The organism is Neorhizobium descurainiae (assembly GCF_051400715.1).
Taxonomy (GTDB): Bacteria; Pseudomonadota; Alphaproteobacteria; order Rhizobiales; family Rhizobiaceae; genus Neorhizobium.
The window spans coordinates 135505-157139 of the sequence record NZ_JBLFFK010000008.1; the positions used below are offsets into that span (position 1 = coordinate 135505).

The 21635-nt window shown below is 64.0% G+C and carries 23 protein-coding genes; 2 read left to right on the forward strand and 21 right to left on the reverse strand.

Annotated elements, in window-relative coordinates:
• Nucleotides 1–71: 71 nt before the first annotated feature.
• The 6 genes from ACMGE0_RS16040 to ACMGE0_RS16065 form a co-directional block, all read right to left on the reverse strand.
• Complete coding sequence (locus ACMGE0_RS16040) at nt 72–1460, reverse strand: dipeptidase (RefSeq protein ID WP_436816867.1); 1389 nt, start codon at nt 1458–1460, stop codon at nt 72–74.
• 173 nt (nt 1461–1633) lie between these two features.
• A complete protein-coding gene (gene arsK, locus ACMGE0_RS16045; RefSeq protein ID WP_436816868.1) occupies nt 1634–2830 on the reverse strand; it encodes an arsenite efflux MFS transporter ArsK in 1197 nt (398 codons plus the stop codon).
• On the reverse strand, nt 2823–3251 hold the full coding sequence (gene arsC, locus ACMGE0_RS16050; RefSeq protein ID WP_436816869.1) for an arsenate reductase (glutaredoxin): 429 nt from the start codon (nt 3249–3251) through the stop codon (nt 2823–2825). Before arsC ends, arsK begins: the two co-directional genes overlap by 8 nt.
• Nucleotides 3248–3946 (reverse strand): aquaporin, encoded by a 699-nt coding sequence (locus ACMGE0_RS16055; protein ID WP_436816870.1) that lies wholly within the window; start codon nt 3944–3946, stop codon nt 3248–3250. The genes arsC and ACMGE0_RS16055 overlap by 4 nt, the downstream gene beginning before the upstream one ends.
• A 5-nt stretch (nt 3947–3951) precedes the next feature.
• Nucleotides 3952–4461 carry an arsenate reductase ArsC gene (locus ACMGE0_RS16060; protein ID WP_436816871.1) on the reverse strand — a complete coding sequence of 170 codons (510 nt, stop codon included), beginning with the start codon at nt 4459–4461 and terminating at the stop codon, nt 3952–3954.
• Nucleotides 4458–4814 carry an ArsR/SmtB family transcription factor gene (locus ACMGE0_RS16065; RefSeq protein ID WP_436816872.1) on the reverse strand — a complete coding sequence of 119 codons (357 nt, stop codon included), beginning with the start codon at nt 4812–4814 and terminating at the stop codon, nt 4458–4460. The genes ACMGE0_RS16060 and ACMGE0_RS16065 overlap by 4 nt, the downstream gene beginning before the upstream one ends.
• A gap of 42 nt (nt 4815–4856) precedes the next feature.
• On the opposite strand from ACMGE0_RS16065, the gene ACMGE0_RS16070 reads away from it, so the two are divergent.
• Nucleotides 4857–5378, forward strand: a complete 522-nt coding sequence (locus tag ACMGE0_RS16070) for a DUF6428 family protein (protein WP_436816873.1) — start codon at nt 4857–4859, stop codon at nt 5376–5378.
• Nucleotides 5379–5429: 51 nt separating this feature from the next.
• Here the strand turns inward: ACMGE0_RS16070 and ACMGE0_RS16075 are convergent, their stop codons facing one another.
• Nucleotides 5430–5861 (reverse strand): MarR family winged helix-turn-helix transcriptional regulator, encoded by a 432-nt coding sequence (locus ACMGE0_RS16075; protein WP_436816874.1) that lies wholly within the window; start codon nt 5859–5861, stop codon nt 5430–5432.
• Nucleotides 5862–6274: 413 nt separating this feature from the next.
• Here ACMGE0_RS16075 and polA point away from each other — a divergent pair, with 413 nt between their 5' ends.
• Entirely contained in the window at nt 6275–9259 is a 2985-nt protein-coding gene (polA, locus tag ACMGE0_RS16080) for a DNA polymerase I (RefSeq protein ID WP_436816875.1), read from the forward strand.
• Nucleotides 9260–9293: 34 nt separating this feature from the next.
• On the opposite strand, the gene phnN is transcribed toward polA, so the two are convergent.
• The 14 genes from phnN to phnG form a co-directional block, all read right to left on the reverse strand.
• Nucleotides 9294–9842, reverse strand: coding sequence for a phosphonate metabolism protein/1,5-bisphosphokinase (PRPP-forming) PhnN (gene phnN, locus ACMGE0_RS16085; RefSeq protein ID WP_436816876.1), 549 nt, complete (start codon nt 9840–9842; stop codon nt 9294–9296).
• 44 nt (nt 9843–9886) lie between these two features.
• The gene (locus ACMGE0_RS16090; RefSeq protein ID WP_436816877.1) at nt 9887–11026 is read right to left on the reverse strand and encodes an alpha-D-ribose 1-methylphosphonate 5-triphosphate diphosphatase; all 1140 of its coding nucleotides are present in this window, start codon (nt 11024–11026) and stop codon (nt 9887–9889) included.
• Nucleotides 11023–11736: a DUF1045 domain-containing protein gene (locus ACMGE0_RS16095; protein ID WP_436816878.1), complete on the reverse strand. Its 714-nt coding sequence runs from the start codon at nt 11734–11736 to the stop codon at nt 11023–11025. Before ACMGE0_RS16095 ends, ACMGE0_RS16090 begins: the two co-directional genes overlap by 4 nt.
• Nucleotides 11737–11849: 113 nt before the next feature.
• Nucleotides 11850–13196 (reverse strand): phosphonate ABC transporter, permease protein PhnE, encoded by a 1347-nt coding sequence (phnE, locus tag ACMGE0_RS16100; protein ID WP_436816879.1) that lies wholly within the window; start codon nt 13194–13196, stop codon nt 11850–11852.
• On the reverse strand, nt 13196–14176 hold the full coding sequence (gene phnE, locus ACMGE0_RS16105; protein ID WP_436816880.1) for a phosphonate ABC transporter, permease protein PhnE: 981 nt from the start codon (nt 14174–14176) through the stop codon (nt 13196–13198). The genes phnE (ACMGE0_RS16100) and phnE (ACMGE0_RS16105) overlap by 1 nt, the downstream gene beginning before the upstream one ends.
• Before the next feature lie 69 nt (nt 14177–14245).
• A complete protein-coding gene (gene phnD / locus ACMGE0_RS16110) occupies nt 14246–15157 on the reverse strand; it encodes a phosphonate ABC transporter substrate-binding protein (RefSeq protein ID WP_436816881.1) in 912 nt (303 codons plus the stop codon).
• A gap of 67 nt (nt 15158–15224) precedes the next feature.
• Complete coding sequence (gene phnC / locus ACMGE0_RS16115) at nt 15225–16070, reverse strand: phosphonate ABC transporter ATP-binding protein (RefSeq protein ID WP_436816882.1); 846 nt, start codon at nt 16068–16070, stop codon at nt 15225–15227.
• A 115-nt stretch (nt 16071–16185) separates the two neighbouring features.
• Complete coding sequence (locus tag ACMGE0_RS16120; RefSeq protein ID WP_436816883.1) at nt 16186–16803, reverse strand: DapH/DapD/GlmU-related protein; 618 nt, start codon at nt 16801–16803, stop codon at nt 16186–16188.
• Nucleotides 16800–17510, reverse strand: coding sequence for a phosphonate C-P lyase system protein PhnL (gene phnL, locus ACMGE0_RS16125; RefSeq protein ID WP_436816884.1), 711 nt, complete (start codon nt 17508–17510; stop codon nt 16800–16802). The genes ACMGE0_RS16120 and phnL overlap by 4 nt, the downstream gene beginning before the upstream one ends.
• A gap of 13 nt (nt 17511–17523) precedes the next feature.
• The gene (phnK, locus tag ACMGE0_RS16130; RefSeq protein ID WP_436816885.1) at nt 17524–18300 is read right to left on the reverse strand and encodes a phosphonate C-P lyase system protein PhnK; all 777 of its coding nucleotides are present in this window, start codon (nt 18298–18300) and stop codon (nt 17524–17526) included.
• A gap of 184 nt (nt 18301–18484) precedes the next feature.
• Nucleotides 18485–19366 (reverse strand): alpha-D-ribose 1-methylphosphonate 5-phosphate C-P-lyase PhnJ, encoded by an 882-nt coding sequence (locus ACMGE0_RS16135; protein WP_436816886.1) that lies wholly within the window; start codon nt 19364–19366, stop codon nt 18485–18487.
• The gene (locus ACMGE0_RS16140) at nt 19363–20469 is read right to left on the reverse strand and encodes a carbon-phosphorus lyase complex subunit (protein WP_436816887.1); all 1107 of its coding nucleotides are present in this window, start codon (nt 20467–20469) and stop codon (nt 19363–19365) included. The genes ACMGE0_RS16135 and ACMGE0_RS16140 overlap by 4 nt, the downstream gene beginning before the upstream one ends.
• Before the next feature lie 90 nt (nt 20470–20559).
• Entirely contained in the window at nt 20560–21162 is a 603-nt protein-coding gene (gene phnH / locus ACMGE0_RS16145; RefSeq protein ID WP_436816888.1) for a phosphonate C-P lyase system protein PhnH, read from the reverse strand.
• A complete protein-coding gene (gene phnG, locus ACMGE0_RS16150) occupies nt 21162–21635 on the reverse strand; it encodes a phosphonate C-P lyase system protein PhnG (RefSeq protein ID WP_436816889.1) in 474 nt (157 codons plus the stop codon). The genes phnH and phnG overlap by 1 nt, the downstream gene beginning before the upstream one ends.

Sequence of the window (21635 nt, forward strand, 5' to 3'; positions counted from 1 at the left end):
TGCCCGGCCTTTTTGTTTTTCAGGCCCTGTCGCGAAAGCGGCGGGGCCTTTTTGCGTTCGGTCTTGAGGCTTCAGCCCGCGAGCGCCGCCATGATGCGCGCCCAGGAACGGATGCCCTTGTGGAAGGACTTGAGGTCGTATTTCTCGTTCGGCGAATGGACCCGGTCGTCATTCAGGCCGAAGCCGACGAGCAGGGATTCCATGCCGAGCATCTTCTGGAAATCCCCGACGATCGGGATCGAGCCGCCGACGCCGACGACGAGCGCCGGCTTCGACCATTCTTCCGAAAGCGCGGTCTTGGCTTTGGTGAGCACGGGGGAATCGTAGGCGAGCTGGATCGCCGGCGAGCCGCCATGCTTCAGGAACTCGACCGAGCAGTCGGCAGGGATTTTCGACTGAACATAGGCGCGGAAACTCTCGCGGATCTTTTCCGGGTCCTGATGGCCGACAAGGCGGAAGGAAACCTTGGCCGACGCCTTCGATGCGATCACGGTCTTGAAGCCCTGGCCGGCATAGCCGCCGCTGATGCCGTTGATCTCGCAGGTCGGGCGCGCCCAGATGAGTTCGAGCAGCGAGCGTCCCTTTTCGCCGGCAAGTTCGGAAAGGCCCACTTCGCCGAGGAAGTCGTTGCGGCCGCCGGTGAGCGCCTCCCAGGCCGCCTTGATGTTGGAGGGCGTCTCCTCCACGCCGTCATAGAAACCTTCGAGCGTCACGCGGCCGGTCTCGTCGTGGAGACCTGCGAGGATTTTCGAAAGGATCTGGATCGGGTTGGCGGCGGCACCGCCATACATGCCGGAATGCAGGTCGCGATTGGCGGCAGTGACGATGATTTCCTCGCCGACGAGGCCGCGCAGCGAGGCGGTGATCGCCGGCGTATCCGTGTCCCACATGCCGGTGTCGCAGACGAGCGCGCAGTCGGCCTTCAGCTCCGCCGCATTGGCCTCCAGGAAAGGCTTCAGCGAGGGCGAGCCGGACTCCTCCTCGCCTTCGAACAGCACGGTGACGCGCACCGGCAGCTTGCCATGCACGTCCTTATAGGCCCGGCAGGCTTCGACGAAGGTGAGCAACTGGCCCTTGTCGTCGGAGGAGCCGCGGCCGGTGACGATCTTGCGCCCGCCGCCGATATCCTTGACCTTCGGATCGAAGGGATCGTCTTCCCAGAGCTCGATCGGATCGACCGGCTGCACGTCGTAGTGACCGTAGAAGAGGACATGCGGCGCATCGGCGCTCGCCCCGGGATGATGGCCGACGACCATGGGATGGCCGGATGTATCGCGCACCGAGGCCTCGAAGCCGAGGTCCTTGAGTTCCGCCGCCAGCCACTCGGCCGCCTTGCGGCAGTCGGCCTTGAAGGCGGGGTCGGTGGAGATCGACTTGATGCGGACGAGGCCGAACAGCCGCTCCAGGCTTGCGGGAAGGTTCTGGTCGGCGCGGTCGAGGACGGGGGAAAGATCGGTCATGAAAGAAATCCTGTCTTTGAAGTGCGAGACCCTTGGAGCCGGAAGGCAAGAAGCGGCCGGTCGTTCTGCTGCGTAACGTTGTTAGCAAGCCTGGGGGCTCCGGCACAATGGCAAAGAGAGCTGCCGTCGAACGAAGAGCAGGTGGAAATGCTTCCGGCAGCGCGGGACAGCGGTCAGCCGAGACGCGGCCTGTTCGAAATGAGGCTGCCGATGAGGCAGAAGGCGAGGACGGCGATCGCACCCAGCGCCACCGTGATCGCGAGGGACCACATGATGCCGATCCAGGTCATGGAGAGGGCGAGCACGAAGGGCGCTACGGCCGAGGCGGTCAGCCGGGCTGACATCATCCTGCCCTGCAGTTTTCCGTAACCGTCGCTGCCAAAGAGAGTCAGAGGCAGGGTGCCGGTGACGATGCTGAGCAGTCCGTTGCCCATCCCGAAGACCACGGCGAAGGCCATGGCACCCGGAATGGAGGGGGCGGCCACAAGCAGGATCACGACGCCGCCGGGGATGAGGGCTGCGCCGATCATCGCGAGGTAAAGCGACGGCAGATTGCGTCCGAACACCATATTGATAAGCCGGCTAAGAACCTGCGACGGGCCGAACAGCGTCCCGACCAGGGCGGCGGTGGCGCCGAGACCGAGGCCCGAGAGCAGCGGCACCATGTGGACGAGCACGGCCGAGCTGACCAGGGACTGTAGCGAAAATCCGGTCACCATCAGCGCGAACCCGACATGCCTGAGGTCGGGGCTCAGCATCCCGGCGACCGGGCTCGGCGGGGTCGAAGACGTCTGTCTGCTTTTCCTGGCCCCACGGGAGAGCCAGGCATGCAACGGCAGGCAGACGAGGAGATTGAGCGCGGCAAACACCAGATAGACGTCCTGCCAGGAAAGCTGCGCATGGAGGGCCGCGGTGATCGGCCAGAAGATAGTCGAGGCGAAGCCGGCGATCAGGGTCAGATAGGTGATGCTGCGCTGCGCGACCTGCGGCCGGAGCTGCACGAGGAGGGCGAAGGCGGCGCCGTATTGCACCAGATTGGCTGCAACCTCGATTGCGATCAGGGCGATCACGAAGGAGGCTTTTCCGGGCGCCATGGCGCAGGCCAACAGGGCGATTGCGGCCGCCGCGGAGCCGATGGTCATGACCCGGCCCGCGCCGATCCGGTCGAACAGCGCGCCAAGCCAGGGAGCGGTCAACCCGCCGATCAGAAGCGCTGCCGAAAGCGCGCCGAAAATCCATTCGTTGGACCAGGCGAAATGCGTCGCCATGTCCGGCGCGAGGATGCTGAAGCTGTAATAGAGGGTGCCGTATCCGATGATCTGCGTGACGCCAAGCGCCGCAATGGCCGCGACCGGCACCCGTTCAGACAAGGCGTCTGCCTTCCGCGTCCAGAACCTGCTCGCCGTCCTCTTTGGCGAACGGGCCTTTATGCGTGTCGGGGAGAATGTCGAGCACGACTTCGGAGGGCCGCGCCAGGCGGGTGCCGAGCGGCGTGATCACGAACGGCCGGTTGATCAGGATAGGGTCCTTCAGCATTGCATCGAGCAATTGATCGTCCGTCAGGGCCGAATTGTCCAGACCCAATTCCGCGTAAGGCGTGTCTTTCTGGCGGATCGCCTGGCGCACGGTGAGGCCTGCATCGGCGATCATCCTGACGAGCCCGTCGCGGGTCGGCGGGGTCTTGAGGTATTCGATCACGGTCGGCTCGATCCCGGCATTGCGGATCATGGCGAGGGTATTGCGAGACGTGCCGCAATCGGGGTTGTGATAGATGGTGACGTCCATGGTCATTCGGCGCCTTTCATGTTTTCGAGCGGGCGGGCAAGCGGCGTTTTCTCCGCCAGAAGCCAGCCGGTGAACAGCAGAGCCGCCAGCCCGCCGGCGGCCTGGGCCAGGATAAAGCCGGGCAGATCGGCGGGGCGGATTCCGGCAAAAGTATCGCTCAAGGCGCGGGCAATGGCGACGGCTGGATTGGCAAAGGATGTCGAGGCGGTGAACCAGTAGGCGGCGGTGATATAAAGGCCGACCAGCCCGGGGATCGCCTCGGAGCGGAAGCGCAGACCAAGAAGGATCGTGAGCAGCAGGCCGAAGGTGGCGACCGCCTCCGCCAGCCACTGGCCGGGTCCGGTCCTGATGGTCGCCGAAGCCTGCAGAAGCGGCAGATCGAACATCGCGTGGGCGAGGATCGTGCCGGCAATGCCCCCCGCCACCTGTGCGGCGACATAGGAAAATGCCGCGCGGGCGGCAATCTCCCGTTTCAGGGCGAACACCAGCGTGACTACGGGATTGAAATGCGCGCCGGATACCGGGCCGAAGAGCGTGATCAGGACGATGAGGATCGCGCCGGTCGGAATGGTATTGCCGAGAAGCGAGATCGCCATGTCCGAAGACAGCCGGTCGGCCATGATGCCGGAGCCGACCACGGTCGCCACCAGCATGGAAGTGCCGAGGGCTTCCGCCGTCAGTCGGCGGGAAAGATCGAACATCGCCGTCAGCCTGCCTTCGGCAATTCGCGGCCGATTTCGTCGAGACGCTTCTGCAGCGCGAGCTTGTCGAGCGTTGCCATCGGCAGGCTGGTGAAGATGGAAATACGGTTGTTCAGCATGCGATAGGTTTCCGCGAATGCGAACCGCCGCTCGGGCTCTTCCCCTTCGGCGGCGGCCGGATCCGGCACGCCCCAATGGGCCGTCATCGGCTGGCCGGGCCAGGCCGGGCAGGTCTCATGGGCGGCGTTGTCGCAGACGGTGAAGACGAAATCCATTTCCGGTGCGCCCGGCGCGGCGAACTCGTCCCAATCCTTGGAACGGGCAAACGCGGTGCTGTAGTTCAGGCCTTTAAGGAGGTCGATGGTATAGGGATGCACCTCGCCTTTCGGGTGGGAACCCGCGGAATAGGCCTTGAACTTTCCGGCGCCGACGCGGTTGAGGATCGCTTCGGCGATGATCGAGCGGGCGGAATTGCCGGTGCAGAGAAACAGGACATTGTAGACGCGATTTGTCATTGCAGGTTCTCCTTGACCAGAGGGGTGCAGCAGGCCGCGACGGCTGCTGCTGGGGCGCAGATTTCCGGGTGTCCGGCGCAGCAGTCCTCCATCAGGAAGCGCACCAGCTCGCCGAGGGCATCGTAGTTGGCGCTGTAGATGATCGAGCGGGACTCCCGCTCCTGGGCGATCAGACCCGCGTGTTCCAGTTCCTTGAGGTGGAAGGACACGTTGGAGGGAGAGACTTCCAGCTTCTCCGCGATCGCTCCGGCCGCCATGCCGGCAGGACCGGCGACGACGAGCATGCGGACGATCTGCAGGCGGGTTTCCTGCGAGAGCGCACCGAAGGACGCCAGGGCTTGACGTTGATCCATAATTCAACAATCCTTGAAATATTGAAATAAGGAGTAGCGGAAATGAACGCGATTGACAAGCAGCTTGTGAAGGAGGACGTCAGCCTGGGTTTTCTTCTCGATGCGCTCGGAAGCGCCGGGGACCTGCCGCTGGTGTTCCATTACGACGGGCAACCGGTAAAGCCCGGCTATCATGTCACCGAAGTGAAGGCCGGGCATTTCTCGGCGCTCGATTGCGGCGCTAATCCCGAAGCCTGGTCGGAGATCTTCGTGCAGCTCTGGGATATCGAGGAAGGCGATCGTACCCATATGCCGGCCGGCAAGTTCGCGGCGATCATCCGCAAGGTATCCGAGCATGTCGAGCTTGACGGCACCGCCAGACTGACGTTCGAGGTGAGCGACGGCGTGCGGCCGATGCAGCTCTATTGCGCCTCGGCTCCGGTCCCGCAGGGTGGCGCCGTGCATGTGCATCTTGCGGCGCGGCCGGCAAGCTGCAAGCCGCGTGATCGCTGGCTGGTTGAGGAGACGGCAAGAACGGCCGCCTGCTGCGGCCCGTCCGTCGGAAACAGCGCATGCTGCCCGTGACCGGAATGGCCCTTTCGGCGCCGGAAACAACCATGAGAAAACGGCACGTAATCAGAGCTTCCGGGCGTTTTCGACGATCATCCGCATGTATTCGATCATCAGTTCGCGTTCGAAGCGTTTGAAACCGGCAAACAGGGCGGCATCCGCTTCGGCCGCCGCTTCCAGGGCCTGGGCTTCAAGGGCGCGACCGAGCGAAGTGAGCGTGATGACCTGCGCGCGCCGGTCGCTGGGATGAGGACTGCGCTCGATGAGCCCGTCGCGCTGCATGCGTGAAAGCGTGTTGGCGAGGGTGGCCTGCTCCACCTCCAGCTTGTCGAGGAGTTGTTTCTGTGTGAGCCCGTCCTCCTGCCAGAGTTCCAGGAGTACGGGGAATTGGCCGGGAGAAAATCCGAGTGCCGACGACCGCCTCTGCAAAGAGCGCGCGAAACCCTTGGCCAACTGACCGGCAAGGTAGGTGGCCGAATGCGAGCGGTCGAATCCCATGGCTGGTCTCCATCCCTCCCTGAACGAGCCTTTGCGGGCATTGTCTTGCAGATATATCGCACGCCATGCTTTCGCCAAGCGTGTGCGAAGACATTCGGGATGACAAGCCTTTTTGCGCTGAAAAAAGTAAAACCGCCATGGCCGGGAGGGGGACGGCCATGGCGGTTCTGATGGAAGGGCAAAGACCCGGAGAGGGGGATAGGTCTTTGCCCGGTCTGGCGCGGCGGGGGACAGGCCAGCTACCAGACTGCGGCGTGATCAATTCGCCGGTACTGCTGAAATGTGGGGCCGAATGCGGCATTTCAAGGGACGCGCTTATTACAAATCGGTAACGTTCCGGTGAGACGTCCGACACGCCATGAAGGCGAAGTTTTCATGGACGGATCAAGTGCCCCACGCTATTGATTTGGCCCATGAAAAAAGGCGATCATCTTTTCCTTGTCGACGGTTCCGGCTTCATCTTCCGCGCCTTCCATGCGCTGCCGCCGCTCACCCGCAAATCCGATGGCCTGCCGGTAGGGGCCGTCTCCGGCTTCTGCAACATGCTGTGGAAGCTTCTGACCGATGCGCGCGATACCTCCGTCGGGGTGACGCCCACGCATTTCGCCGTGATCTTCGATTATTCGGCCAAGACTTTCCGCAAGGACATCTACGACGCCTACAAGGCCAACCGCTCTGCCCCGCCGGAAGAGCTGATCCCGCAATTCGGCCTGATCCGCGAGGCGACCCGCGCCTTCAACCTGCCCTGCATCGAGACGGAAGGTTTCGAGGCCGACGACATCATCGCCACCTATGCGAGACAGGCCGAGGCGGCCGGCGCTGACGTGACGGTGGTCTCTTCCGACAAGGACCTGATGCAGCTCGTGACGCAGAACGTCCACATGTACGACAGCATGAAGGACAAGCAGATCGGTATTCCCGATGTCATCGAGAAATGGGGCGTGCCGCCGGAAAAGATGATCGACCTGCAGGCCATGGTCGGCGATTCGGTGGATAACGTACCCGGCATTCCGGGCATAGGGCCGAAGACGGCTGCTCAGCTTCTGGAAGAGTTCGGCGATCTCGACCAGCTGCTCGCCCGTGCCGAGGAGATCAAGCAGGTGAAGCGGCGGGAGAATATCGTCGCCAATGCCGATCTCGCGCGCCTGTCGCGCCGGCTCGTGTCGCTTCGCACCGACGTGCCGCTCGATCTCGATCTCGACGCGCTGGTGCTCGAAATCCAGAACGGCCCCAAGCTGATAGCCTTTTTGAAGGCTATGGAGTTCACGACCCTGACGCGCCGTGTGGCGGCTGCCTGCGACTGCAACGCCGACGAGATCGAGCCTGCCGTCGTGAAGGTCGAATGGGGCGAGGCCGCCCGCGGGCCGGACCTCGATACAGGTGCTGCAGCGCCCGTCGATACCGGCGAGGCCGCTGCCGAGGCGCCCGCCAACCTGCCCAAGGCGCCGGTCGCGAAGGGCGCGGAGGCCGCTACGCCCGCGGGACTTGCCCGAACGCGCATCGAGGCCTTTGCGAACGCCAAGCTCGATCCGAGCTGCTACGTGACCATCCGCGATGTCGAAGTGCTGGACGACTGGATCCGGGCGGCGCAGCAGACGGGTCTCGTCGGCTTCGATACGGAGACCACCTCGCTCGATCCCATGCAGGCGGAACTGGTCGGCTTCTCGCTGGCGATCGCGGATAACATGGACAATCCCTCGGGCCTCGACGTTCGCGCGGCCTACGTGCCGCTGACGCACAAGACGGGTGTGGGCGACCTGCTCGGCGGCGGGATGGCGGAAAACCAGATTCCGACGCGCGAGGCGCTAGCTCGACTGAAGCCGCTGTTGGAGGACCCGTCGGTCCTGAAGGTCGCCCAGAACCTGAAGTTCGACTATCTCCTGATGAAGCGCCACGGCATCGCCGTCGAGAGCTACGACGACACGATGCTGATGTCCTATGTGCTGGAGGCCGGCAAGGCCAATCATGGCATGGACGCTCTTTCGGAGCGTTGGCTGAACCACAAGCCCATCACTTTCAAGGATGTCGCCGGCAGCGGCAAGGCGGGCGTCACCTTCGACTTCGTCGATATCGACAAGGCGACCGCCTATGCGGCGGAAGATGCTGACGTGACGCTGCGCCTCTGGATGGTCCTGAAGCCGCAGCTCGCTGCGGCGGGCCTCACGCGCATCTACGAGCGGCTGGAGCGGCCGCTGGTCGCGGTGCTGGCGCGGATGGAGGAGCGCGGCATCACGATCGACCGGCAGATCCTGTCGCGGCTTTCCTGCGAGCTCGCGCAGAAGGCGGCCGCCTTCGAGGACGAGATCTATCAACTGGCGGGCGAGAAGTTCACCATCGGTTCGCCGAAGCAGCTCGGCGACATCCTGTTCGGCAAGATGGGCCTGCCGGGTGGTGCCAAGACCAAGACCGGCCAGTGGTCCACCTCGGCGAGCGTTCTGGAAGACCTCGCTGCCGCCGGCCACGAGCTGGCGCGCAAGATCGTCGACTGGCGCCAGCTCACCAAGCTGAAATCCACCTATACGGACGCCCTGCCGGGCTACGTTCATCCCGAGACGAAGCGTGTCCATACCTGCTATTCGCTGGCATCGACCACCACCGGCCGTCTGTCGTCCTCCGAGCCGAACCTGCAGAACATCCCGGTCCGCACGGCGGAAGGCCGCAAGATCCGCACGGCCTTCATCTCGACGCCCGGGCACAAGCTGGTCTCGGCGGACTACAGCCAGATCGAGCTGCGCGTGCTTGCCCATGTGGCGGATATTCCGCAGCTCCGCCAGGCTTTTGCCGACGGCATCGACATTCACGCGATGACCGCTTCGGAAATGTTCGGCGTGCCGGTGGAAGGCATGCCGAGCGAGGTGCGCCGCCGCGCCAAGGCGATCAATTTCGGCATCATCTACGGCATTTCGGCCTTCGGTCTCGCCAACCAGCTGTCGATCGAACGGTCCGAAGCGGGCGAATACATCAAGAAATATTTCGAGCGCTTCCCCGGTATCCGCGACTATATGGAAAGCACCAAGAGTTTTGCGCGCGAGAACGGCTATGTGGAGACGATCTTCGGCCGCCGGGCGCATTATCCGGAGATCAAGTCCTCCAATCCGTCCGTCCGCGCCTTCAACGAGCGCGCCTCGATCAACGCGCCCATCCAGGGTTCGGCGGCGGACATCATCCGCCGTGCCATGGCGAAGATGGAACCGGCGCTTGCAAAGGCGCGGCTTTCGGCCCGCATGCTGCTGCAGGTGCATGACGAACTGATCTTCGAGGTCGAGGACGACGAAATCGAGCGGACGCTGCCGGTGATCATCTCGACCATGGAACAGGCGGCGATGCCCGCGATCGCCATGAAGGTGCCGCTGAAGGTGGATGCGCGGGCGGCCGCCAACTGGGACGAGGCCCACTGAGCGCGATTGCCCTCGATCCCTTTGGGCTCAGGGGTTATCTTGCCGTTGGGATGCAGTTGCGGAGGGCCGCGACCATCGCCTGGCCGGCTGCCTCGATCGAACCGCTGTTGTCGATCGTCACCACCCGATAATCGCCGGAGACGGTGAGCGAACTCCGCTCGAGCCGGCGGAGGATTTCCTCGCGCGTTTCCCGGCCGCGAGCCTCCAGCCGGGTGGCGAGAACGTCCGGACGGGCGGTGACGTTGATCACGACGAGGCACGGATAGGCTGCCTTGAAATGCGGCAGGGCGGAACGGGAGCCGTTGGCGACGACGAGCCGGCCTTCGGCGACGGCTTCCTTCGTCTCGGCAGGAATGCCGTAATGCAGCCCGTGGGCGCCCCAGGACACGGCGAAACGCCCGGCCTTTTCAAGCGCTTGGAATTCCGCTTCCGATACGCCGTCATGGTCTTCGCCGCCGGCTGCAGCGTCGCGGGTGATGATCCTGCGGACGAAGACGACATCGTCGCGGCCTTCGAAGAACCGGGCGGCATGCGCCATCAGCGTGTCCTTGCCGGCGCCGCTCGGGCCGACCACGGCGACCATGCAGCCACCTGAGGCCGGTTTCGTCTCTGCCGGTCCCGGATCCATCAGGCGACCCGCCGGCCTTCGCGCCAGACGGCACGGGCGACCGGGACGCCCTGAACGCGGTGGACGCGGACGAGATCGGCGCGCAGGCCCGTTTCGATCCGGCCGCGGTCGTTAAGGCCGACGGTGCGGGCCGGCGTCGCGGTGACCATGGCGAGCGCCCTCGGCAGCGAGATGCTCTCCACTTCGTCGGCCAGCACGAAGGGCGCGTGCAAGAGGCTCAGCGGCACGTAGTCCGAGGAAAGCACGTCGAGCACGCCGCGTTCTGCGAGATCGCGGGCGGCGATATTGCCGGAATGGGACTTGCCGCGCACGATGTTCGGCGCCCCCATCAGCACGCTCATGCCCGCTTCGTGCGAGGCCTTGGCGGCATCGAAGCTGGTCGGGAATTCCGCCAGCCTGACGCCGTTCCCGATCGCTTCGTCCACATGGTTGAGCGTGGCGTCGTCATGGCTTGCGACGGTGATGCCGCGCTCGGCGCAGACCTGCGAGATCGCGATGCGGTGCGGGGTCGAGTTGCGGGCCGATTCTCCCTGACGCTTGGCCACGAAGGCGGCGAAAGCCTCGTCGCTGAGGCCGCGCTTCTTTTGATAATAAAGGGTGTATTGGTCCATCGTCTGGAACTGACGCTGGCCGGGAGCATGATCCATCAGCGAGACGAGCCGGACATGCGGGTCGTTCTCGAAATCGGCGAAATGCTCCATCACGTTGTCGGCGGAGACTTCGCAGCGCAGGTGGATGAAATGCTCGGAGCGCAGGCGGCGCTCGCGGCCGGCGGCCTGAATGGCATCCGCCATCTCGCGCATCTCGCCCCTTTCGAAACCCCCGTCCTCGTCGGCGCCCATGCGCAGGCAGTCGAAGACCGTGGTGATGCCGGATGTCGCGACCTGGGCGTCGTGGGCCTGGATCGCGGCCGTGGTGTTCCAGCGCACGCCAGGGCGCGGCGAATAGTGCTGTTCCAGATGGTCGGTATGCAGTTCGACCAAGCCGGGAATCAGGTAGTCGCCCTCGAAGTCTTCGCCGGTCCGGACGCTGCCTTCGCAGATGTCGGCGATCCTGCCGTCGCGGATCTGGACGGAGCCGTGGATCGTGCCGTCCTCCAGCACGATGCGGGCGTTGGTGAGCACGAGTTCGGCGGTCATGATGCGATCTTTCTATTTTCGGAAGCAGGCGCAAGCGCAAGCCAGCGATGGACGATGAAGGGCGCGCCCCGTTCGGGTTCGATGAAGAGGGCCAGGCCGTCGATGGCAAGCGGCGCGTTCGTGAAGGCTGAGAAGCGGCGGTCGAGCTCCCGGCGCATGACGGGCGCCTGTTCCGCCGGCACCTGGCCGGTCAGCGTCATATGGAAGCGGAACTCGTCCATGACATAGGGGTAGCCCCAGCGCTCGAGATTGGCGCGATGCTCAGCACTCAGGTTCTCCGGCTTGCGGCGCGCAATATCCGCTTCCGATAGCGGCGCTCGGAAAGGTTCGAAATCCTTAACGACGCGCGCGGCGAAATGCTGAAGCTCCGGATAGACCGTATCGGGAACGAGCGCGAAGAAGCGCCCGAGCTGACCGACGATCATATTCGGAATATCGAAAGCGGAGGTTTCGACCGCAAAACGCTCGAATGCGGCGATGAGTTCCGCCTCGGTCCGGTCCGGATTGAGCTCGAAGGGCGCCTTCAGGGTCGCGTGGAAACCGTAGCGGCGCGGATCGTCGGTCAGCTCATGGACGATGTCGCTGGCAAGCCCCTCGACATCGGGTGTCGGAAACGTTTCGCCGGTGAAGGCGTCGCGGCCGAGCCAATGCGTTGCCGCTTTCGTCAGCGGATGGTTTTCAGCGGGCGAAAAATACAGAGCGTAGCGCAAGACAGGATTCCGGAATCAAGAGGGGCCGGTGGAAGAATAGCCTCCCGCCGCACGCCGAAACAGGACCTCCGGCTAAAAGATTTCCATGACAGAATGATGATGGAAACGGCTTCTCAGTGGCTCTTTCTTCCGATGAGGCGGGAGCGCAACGCATTGGACATATTGTCGAACACGAAAACGACCAGAAGGATGAGGAGCACCATATAGGCGACCTTGTCCCAGTCGGCGTTCGTCTTCATCGATTCGAGCAGCTTGAGGCCAATTCCACCGGCGCCAACGGCGCCGATGACGGTCGCGGAGCGGGTATTCGACTCCCAGAAATACAGCGATTGAGAGACGAAAACCGGCAGAACCTGCGGCACGGTGCCGTAACGCTGGACGATGACGGGAGAGGCGCCAACGGATTTTACGCCCTCGCGCTGCTTGTCGTCCGCATTTTCCAGCGCTTCGGAATAGACTTTGCCGAGAGCGCCGGTATCGGTGAAGAAGATCGCCGCGATGCCGGGGATCGGTCCGGGGCCGAAGGCGCGGGTGAAGAACAATGCCCAGATCAGCATGTCGATCGACCGCAGGAAGTCGAAGACGCGCTTCATGCCCCAGTTGACCGGCTTACTGCGGGTGATGTTGCGCGCCGCGATGAAGGCGAGCGGGAAGGCGATCAGCGTCGCGAACAGCGTGCCGACAAAGGCCATGACCAGCGTCTGCATCAGCTTAGAGAGAATGTCGGCATGCTGCCAGCTCGCATTGTTCAGGAAGTTGTCGAGCGCCAGGGATGCGTTGGACTGGTTCGGGTCGAGCCGCTCTCCGGAAAACATCAGCCCTGCGACTTCGGGAAGGCTGCGGCCCCAGAAGGGCGATTGCGTATCGAAGAAGAAATTCGCCCAGCCGAGGAAACGACGCTGGATATAGACCTGGCTGGAGCGGATTTCCGCTTGGCCCTCGAAGCCGAAATAGACCATCACCTTGTTGCCGTCCTGCTCTATCGCCGCCGGTGCGCCGGGCGGGAGGACGGCCTGGTCGGAGGTTATCTCGATAGGATAGGATCTGCCGTCGAGATAGACGTCGACGCGGGCGGGGGTGATGTCGAGCCGGTCGCTGCCGCCGAAGGAGACGGTGTAGCCGCCACCCGGCATCGGCTGCATCCATGGGATATTCGCCCCTTGCGGATATTGCCCGCGGCTCGTCCACTGCGGTACGACCTGGCCGTTCTGGAAGCGCAGGCGCGGCTGGGCGCGCCAGGAATACCAGTCCTGCAGATAGATCGACGCGCGATCCCAGTTGCCGTTCACGAAGGTCGGAATGACGTTGAAGAACGCGAAGCAGAAGGCGAGATAGACGACGACCACGGCGGCAGAGATGGCCAGCCCCCAGCGCTGCATGAAGCTGCGGTGGAAGACTTGCGGATAGGCTGCCAGAAGGCGGTCGCGCTCAGCGGCGTTGATGGTCGGAACGGATGACATCAGGCTGCTCCTCGGCCGAATTCGAAGGATTGGTGACCGATCAGCCGGCGGCGCAGCCAGGCGGAGAACTGATCGACGCAGATGACGGTGATCAGGAGAAGGATGATGATCGCATAGGTCTTGGCCGCATGGTCGCGGCCGATCGACAGGCTGAAGACCTCGCCGATGCCGCCGCCGCCGACCGCACCGATGATGGTCGAGGCGCGCACGTTGATCTCGGTTCTGAGCAGCGTATAGGAGACGAAGTTCGGCAGAACCTGCGGCAGGATCGCGAACCGCACGCGCTCCACCCAGCTCGCACCGGCTGCCCGCAGGCCCTCGTCGGGCTTCATGTCGGCATTCTCGACCACTTCGAAGAACAGTTTCCCGAGCGCCCCGACCGTGTGGATCCAGACGGCGATGATCGCCGAAATCGGGCCGATCGAAAGGATGGCCGCGAGAAGTCCGGCGACGACGATCTCCGGGAAGGCGCGCATGATTTCCATCACGCGGCGGACGAACCACCGCACTGCCCGCGACCCGACCATGTTGGACGCGGCGAAGAAGCAGAGCACGAACGCGCCGCTGGCGCCGAGAATGGTCGAGACGATCGCGATATTGATGGTGATCGCCAGCTGATAGAAGAAATTCGGGATGTAGAAGCTGTCGGTGATCCAGATACGGTCGCTGGTATAGTCGTATTTGATCGATCCGTCGGCATAGGGCGACGGCAGGTCGAACATCGCGCGGAAGATTTCCAGCGGACTGTCCGGCACGAAGCTCTTCATGAAATCGAAAAGATAGGGAAGCCGCTCGAAGAATTTGCCGGAGTTGGCGCTATTGGCAAAATCGAGCGAGGCGCCGAGCACGATCAGGAAGACCACGATCGAGACGATGGTATAGATGCGCCGGGTCCGCACCTGGCTCTGGTAATGGTCGAGGATGGTGCGGGAGCTTGCCTGTAGCCCGCTCGGGTGATCGGCTCCGGCCGCGTGCGCCATGTGGGGCTTCCTTCTTAAACGAGCGGCGGCATCGTCATGATGCCGCCGCAGGAGTGTTCAGGTGAAAGATCAGCCGCCGATGACCGACTTACGGGCGTCGATGATCGTCTGGTAGAAGCTCTGGTCGACCGGCGCCCAATCGACATAGCCGCCGCCCGTGAAGTTGTCGAAGCAGGCCTTGTCCGTCTTCGGCAGTTCGGCGAAATAGGCGGTGACCTTCTTCTGGATGTCGGCCGGCAGCTTCTGGGAAACCATCAGCGGGCCGTTCGGGATCAGCGGCGACTTCCAGACTTCGACGATATCGTCCATGTCGAGCAGGCCCTTGGAGACCATGATGTGCAGGTTGCCGGAGGAGTAGCCCTGCGACCAGTCGCCGGTGCCGGAGCCGAACGTGGTGCCGACGTCGAACTTCTTGTCGAGAACGCCGAGAACGAGGTTTTCATGGCCGCCGCCGAAGTCGGACGAAGCGAAATACTGCTTGACCGGCATGCCGATGTCCTTGGGCAGCGAGACGTTCGGGACGAGGTAGCCCGAGGTGGAGTCCGGATCGGCGAAGCCGAGCTTCTTGCCCTTGGCGTCGGCGAGCGTCTTGATGCCGCTATCCTTGCGGGCGACCATGATCGAGTAGTAGCCGGTCGAGCCGTCGGCCTGCTTGGTGGTCAGGACCGGGGTGACGGCGTTCGGGTCCTTGAGGTAGATCGAGGCGTAGGAGGAAGCGCCCATGACGGCGAGGTCGATCGTGCCGCCGAGCAGGCCCTGGATGACGCCGTTGTAGTTCGGCGACGGGAAGAGCTGGACTTCGGAAACGCCTGTGGCCTTGATGAGGCCCGGCTTGACGCACTCGGTGCGGCGAACCTGGTCGGCTTCGTTTTCACCGCCGTCGAGGCCGATGCGCAGGACCTTGACGTCCTGGGCGGCAGCGTTGCCGGCGAGAGCAGCGACAGCGATCGTCGCCATCAGGATCTTGCGGAATGCAGACATGGAAGTCTCCTTTAGTGACATGGTTTTGTCAGTGTTACGGCCGTCGTCCCCCTCGGCCGTAAAGGGGTCAGCGCGCGACGGCTGCTTCGGCCATCGCGCCGGAAAGAACGACATCGGCGCGCTTCGTCGAGGCGAGACTGGTCGATGTCATGGACTCGTCGATACCAGCCCCGTCTTTGTCGGAACCGTAGATTTCACGGACGGCCGTGGCATCGAGAGCCTGCGGCGGGCCGTCGAAAACCACGCGGCCGCCGGCCATGCCGATGATGCGCTCGCAATAGTGCCTGGCGGTATCGAGCGTGTGCAGGTTGGTGATGACGGTGATGCCTTCGCGTTCGTTGATGTCGCGCAGCGCATCCATGACGATCTTGGCATTGAGCGGATCGAGCGAGGCGATCGGCTCGTCGGCGAGCACCATTTTCGGCGCCTGCATGAGGGCGCGGGCGATCGCGACGCGCTGCTGCTGGCCGCCGGAAAGCGTTCCGGCCGGCTGCAGCGCCGTCTGCTCGATGCCGAGCCTTTCGAGCGCGGCCATCGCCATGACGCGTTCGTCGCGGCTGAAGATTTTCAGGAGGCTCATCACTGTCGAGCGGTGATTGAGGCGGCCGAGCAGCACATTGGTCATCACGTCGAGGCGCGGCACCAGATTGAACTGCTGGAAGATCATCGCGCAGTCGCGCTGCCAGTTGCGCAACGAGACGCCTTTCAGCGCCGAGACCTCGACGCCGCCGAAATGGATGGAGCCGGCGCTCGGCTCCTGCAGGCGGTTGATCATGCGCAGGAGGGTGGATTTACCGGCGCCGGAACGGCCGATGACGCCGACCATCTGGCCTTGGGGAATCTCGACGTTCACGGCGTTGACCGCGATACGATCGCCGAAGCGGCGGGTGACATTCCTCAGCTCGAACTTCATGCTCTCTTGCCCGTCCAATCCTGTTATACCGTTTCGATTAGCGGGGCTTCGTGAAGCCTGAATGTCGGTTTTATGTCGGTATTGTTACAATCCCCCGATGTTCGTAACGGTTATGTTACGACGCATGGCGCGACAGGAATTCCTCCGCCGAAAGTGCCCGGAAATCCTCAAGGGCAGCCCTCAATTTCCGATGGTCCCAATCCCACCAGGCGAGCCTGTCCATCGCCTCGCCGACCGCTTTTGTGAAACGCTCGCGGATGAGCTTTGCCGGCACGCCGCCGACGATCGTATAGGGGGCGACGTTCTTCGAAACGACAGCGCCGGCACCGATCACCGCGCCATTGCCGACGGTGACGCCCGGCAGCACGGTCGCGCCGTGGCCGATCCAGACGTCATGGCCGATGACGACGCGATGGTCTCTCCGCCATTCGAAGAAGCTCTGCTCGTCTTCGGCATCGTCCCAATAGTTCGCGGCACGATAGGTGAAGTGGTGCAGCGTTGCGCGCCAGGTCGGATGGTTGGTGGCGTTGAGGCGCACCGAAGCGGCCATGTTGACGAACTTGCCGACCGTCGCGCACCAGATCGAGCCGTCCTGCATGATGTAGGAATAGTCGCCGATCTCGGCCTCGGAGATACGGCAGCGCTCGGCGACTTCCGTATAGCGGCCGAGCGTGGAATTGGTGACGCTGGCGCTCGGATGGACCAGCGGCTCGATGCCAAGTTTCTTGCTCATGCCGCAACCGCCTTTCGGGGAGAAAACTGCGCCACGTCGAGAATGCGGTCGGCGACGGCCTCGCGCACTTCCTCGTCGTGGAAGATGCCGAGGAGGGCGACGCCCTCGCGCTTCTTTTGCGTGATCATCTCGACGACGACCCGCCGGTTGACGGCGTCTAGCGAAGCGGTCGGCTCATCGAGAAGCAGGATACGGTGGCTGGTGATGAAGCCGCGGGCGATGTTGACGCGCTGCTGCTCGCCGCCGGAAAAGGTCGCCGGCGGCAGCGACCAGAGCTCCCGGGGCAGGTTGAGTTTCGCGAGCAGTCCGGAGGCTTTTTCCCTTGCCTCCGGAGCCTCGACGCCGCGGGCGACGAGCGGCTCGGCGACGACATCGAGGGCCGCGACGCGCGGCACGGTGCGCAGGAACTGGCTGACATAGCCCATCGTATGCCGGCGCACGTCGAGAATGGTGCGCGGATCGGCGCCGGCGATGTCGACGAGCCGTTCCTTGTGGTCCACGAGGATCTGGCCGGCGTCGACGGCATAGTTGCCGTAGAGCATTTTCAGGATCGAGCTCTTGCCGATGCCGGAGGGGCCGCCGAGAACGACGCATTCGCCGCTGGCGACGGAGAAATTGACGTCGTTGACGACCGGCAGCCGGATGCCGTCGCGCAGGTGCATGATGAAGCTCTTGAAGACTTCCGAGACGACGAGGGGGGTGGCCATGACGATATCTCCCTCAAACCTGCAGGATCGAAGACACGAGAAGCTGGGTATAGGGCTCGCGGGGGTCGTCGAGCACCCGGTCGGTAAGCCCGTGCTCGATCACGTGGCCGTCCTTCATCACCATCATCCGGTGCGATAGCAGGCGCGCGACAGCGAGATCGTGGGTGACGACGATCGCCGACAGGCCGAGATCGTTGACGAGGCCGCGCACCAGGTCGAGCAGGCGCGCCTGGACCGACACGTCGAGGCCGCCGGTCGGTTCGTCCATGAAGACGAGGCGCGGGCCGGTGACGAGATTGCGGGCGATCTGCAGGCGCTGGCGCATGCCGCCGGAAAAGGCGCGCGGCTGGTCGTCGATACGGTCGGTGGAAATTTCCACCCGGGTGAGCCAATCGCTCGCCGTCTTGCGGATATTGCCGTAATGCCGGTCGCCGATCGCCATCAGCCGCTCGCCGACATTGGCGCCGGCTGAAACCGTCATGCGCAGCCCGTCGGCCGGGTTCTGGTGCACGAAGCCCCAGTCGGTGCGCATCAGGAAGCGGCGCTCCGCCTCGCTCATATGGTAGAGGTCGCGGAAATTGCCGTCGCGCATGCGGTACTCGACGCTGCCGGCCGTCGGCATGAGCCGCGTGGAAAGGCAGTTGAGCAGCGTCGTCTTGCCCGAACCGGATTCGCCGACGATCGCGAGCACCTCGCCCGGCCAGAGCTCGAAGGACACGTCCTTGCAGCCGATGCGGTTGCCGTAGAATTTCGAGACGCCGCCGACTTTGAGAAGAGGGGTGTCGGTCATGGCAAGGCTCTCTTTGTCGATTGGCGTCCAAAAACCCCCTCTGGCCTGCCGGCCATCTCCCCCACAAGGGGGGAGAGGACCCGCGGCCCGGCCCTGTCTTTTTTTTTCGCAAGGCGGCGCGGCTGGTTAAGCCCCTCCCCCTTGTGGGGAGGGGTTGGGGAGGGATTTTTGCAAGAAGATAACCTCATTCCGCAGCCTCCCTGCTCGTCGCAAGCATCTCGCCAATATGACCCTCTTCCCGGCGTTCCTCGCAATGGTCCGTATCGGAGCAGACGAACATGCGGCCGCCCTTGTCGTCGAGAACGACCTCGTCGAGATAGACGCCGTGTGCGCCGCAGAGCGCACAGGGCTGCTCGAACGTCTGGATCTCGAACGGGTGGTCTTCGAAGTCGAGGCTGACGACGTCGGTATAGGGCGGCACGGCGTAGATGCGCTTCTCGCGGCCGGCGCCGAAGAGCTGCAGCGCCTCGGACCTGTGCATTTTCGGATTGTCGAACTTCGGCGTCGGCGAGGGGTCCATCACATAGCGGCCGGCGACCTTCACCGGATAGGCATAGGTCGTGGAGATCCGTCCGTTGCGGGCGATGTCCTCATAGAGCTTCACATGCATGAGGCCGTATTCTTCCAGCGCATGCATCTTGCGCGTCTCGGTCTCGCGCGGCTCCAGGAAACGCAAAGGCTCCGGGATGGGCACCTGGTAGACGAGCACCTGGCCTTCGCCAAGCGTCTGTTCCGGGATGCGGTGGCGGGTCTGGATGATCGTCGCATCCTTCGTGCGGGTGGTGACGGCGACATCGGCCACCTTCTGGAAGAAGGCGCGGATCGAGACCGCGTTGGTGGTGTCGTCGGCGCCCTGGTCGATCACCTTGAGCACGTCGTCCGGGCCGATGATCGAGGCCGTGACCTGCACGCCGCCGGTGCCCCAGCCGTAGGGCATCGGCATTTCGCGCGAGGCGAAGGGAACCTGGTAACCGGGGATGGCGATCGCCTTCAGGATCGCGCGGCGGATCATCCGCTTCGTCTGCTCGTCCAGATAGGCGAAGTTGTAGGTGGCGAGATCGGTCACTCGGCGGCCTCCTGCATGTCCTTGCCGCTGCTGCGGGCGGTCTCGATGTCGGCGCGCATCCTGCGGACAAGCGCGAGTTCGGCCTGGAAATCGACGTAGTGCGGCAGCTTCAGGTGTTCGACGAAGCCGGTCGCCTGCACGTTGTCCGAATGGGAGATCACGAATTCCTCGTCCTGCGCCGGCGCTGTGATGTCTTCGCCGAGTTCCTCGGCGCGCAGCGCGCGGTCGACCAGCGACATCGACATCGCCTTTCGCTCGCTCTGGCCGAAGACGAGGCCGTAACCGCGGGTGAACTGCGGCGGCGCCTTGGACGAGCCCTTGAACTGGTTGACCATCTGGCATTCGGTGATGCGGATGCGGCCGAGCGGGACGGCAAAGCCGAGTTCGGCGACCTCCAGTTCCACCTCCACCTCGCCGATGCGGATTTCGCCGACGAAGGGGTGGGTGCGGCCGTAGCCGCGCTGGGTGGAATAGCCGAGCGCCAGCAGGAAACCCTCGTCGCCGCGCGCAAGCGCCTGCAGGCGCAGATCCCGGCTCATCGGGAATTCCATCGGCTCGCGGGTGAGGTCGCCGGCCTGGTGGTCTTCGGCGAACTCTCCATCGGGCTCGATCAGGCCCTCATGGGCGAGAATGTCCGACACCCGCATGATGCCCTCGTCCGAGGCTTCCTTGCGCATCGGTTCCTCGACCTGTTCGTCGGCCAGAAGCGAAGGATCGAGCAGGCGGTGCGTATAGTCGAAGGTCGGCCCGAGAAGCTGGCCGCCGGGCAGATCCTTGTAGGTCGCCGAAATTCTGCGCTCGATTTTCATGGCCGTGGTGTCGAGCGGGACCGAGGTGCCGAAGCGCGGCAGCGTCGTGCGATAGGCGCGCAAGAGAAAGATCGCCTCGATCAGGTCGCCCCGCGCCTGGCGGACGGAAAGGGCCGCAAGCGCCCGGTCGTAGAGGGAGGCCTCGGCCATCACCCTGTCGACCGCAAGGCCCAGTTGCTCGACGATCTGCCCGATGGTGACGGAGGGAAGCGAGCGCTCTCCCCGGCGCCGGTCGGCCAGCAGCCGATGAGCGTTGGTGATGGCGGCCTCGCCACCCTTGACGGCAACATACATCCTTCATTCTCCTGCCCTTGTATCCCGCGTCTCTTGCAGATGCCGGAAAGGGGTGGTCACTTTGGTCCAGGACCGAAAATCAGCCCCGGTTCACTGGATCGCGATTCTTGTCGTCCGAGGCAGGCACAACAGGTTCTTGCCGGCGGTCAGGATGACGTCGACGCCGCGCGGGAACAGCGCCCGGTTGTCGGCCCAGAGCCGCGGGAAGACTTCGGGCAGGCCTTTCACCTCGACGGTCGTCGCCTGCTGGATGCCGGGGCCGGTCAGCGTGAGCGCCTGGCCTTCGCCGAGTGCGGCGATTTCGATGACGAGCGTCGTGGAGCGGTCCGGATATTCCTGCGTACCGGCCGCAAAGAGACCGAAGGAGACGAGTGCTGCGCCTGCCTCCACGAAAGCAAAGCGGGCTTCCGCCTTCTCGCGGGTGATCGGCGCTCCGGTGTGGAAGCCGATCCACTCGCCGGCGGCAGACTTCGCAAGGCCGGCGCTGAGCCATACCGGGGTCTCATGGTCGCAAAGCGTGAGCGCGATCGCTCCGGCCGCTCCTCCAAGCGGCTCGGGCTGACCGGCGTCGGGAGCCACTGTGCGGATCGTGCCTGGGCGCGCCATGCCGTCCATCAGCATGCGGAAAACGCTCTGGGATTCGAATACCGGCGTTCCGAACCCGCCGGAAAGGGCCTGCGCCTTGATGTTCATCAGTCCTCCCCCCGTACCATCGTGAAGAAATCGACGCGGGTGGCCGCCGTTTCCTCTGCCTTTTGCCGATCCTCCGCCGCGATGCGCGCCTCGATCGCGCCGAGCAAGGCGGTCTCCACGAAATCGCACGTCTCGGTTTCCTGCCAGAGGGCGTCGAAAACGGCCGCGAGCCGCACTTTTTCCTTGTCGGTGCCGAGCGCATGCGCGTGTCCTGCCGTGCCGGAGGCAAGCAGCACCGTCGCGCGCGTCACCGTCGCCTCGCCGAGGTTGAAAGGCGCTCCGCCGCCGCCGATGCGGCCACGCACCATCACGAGCCCGGTTTCGGGTCCGCGAACCGGTTTCACATCCGGTTTTGTCGGAAGCCTGTCCCATGCGGCTTGCAGCTCGCCGGTCGTCGCGCGCGCAAGAAGCCCCGCGGCGCGGCGGCGACCGGCGGTGTCTGTGTTCGGCCCGATTTGTTCTGCCAGGTCCAT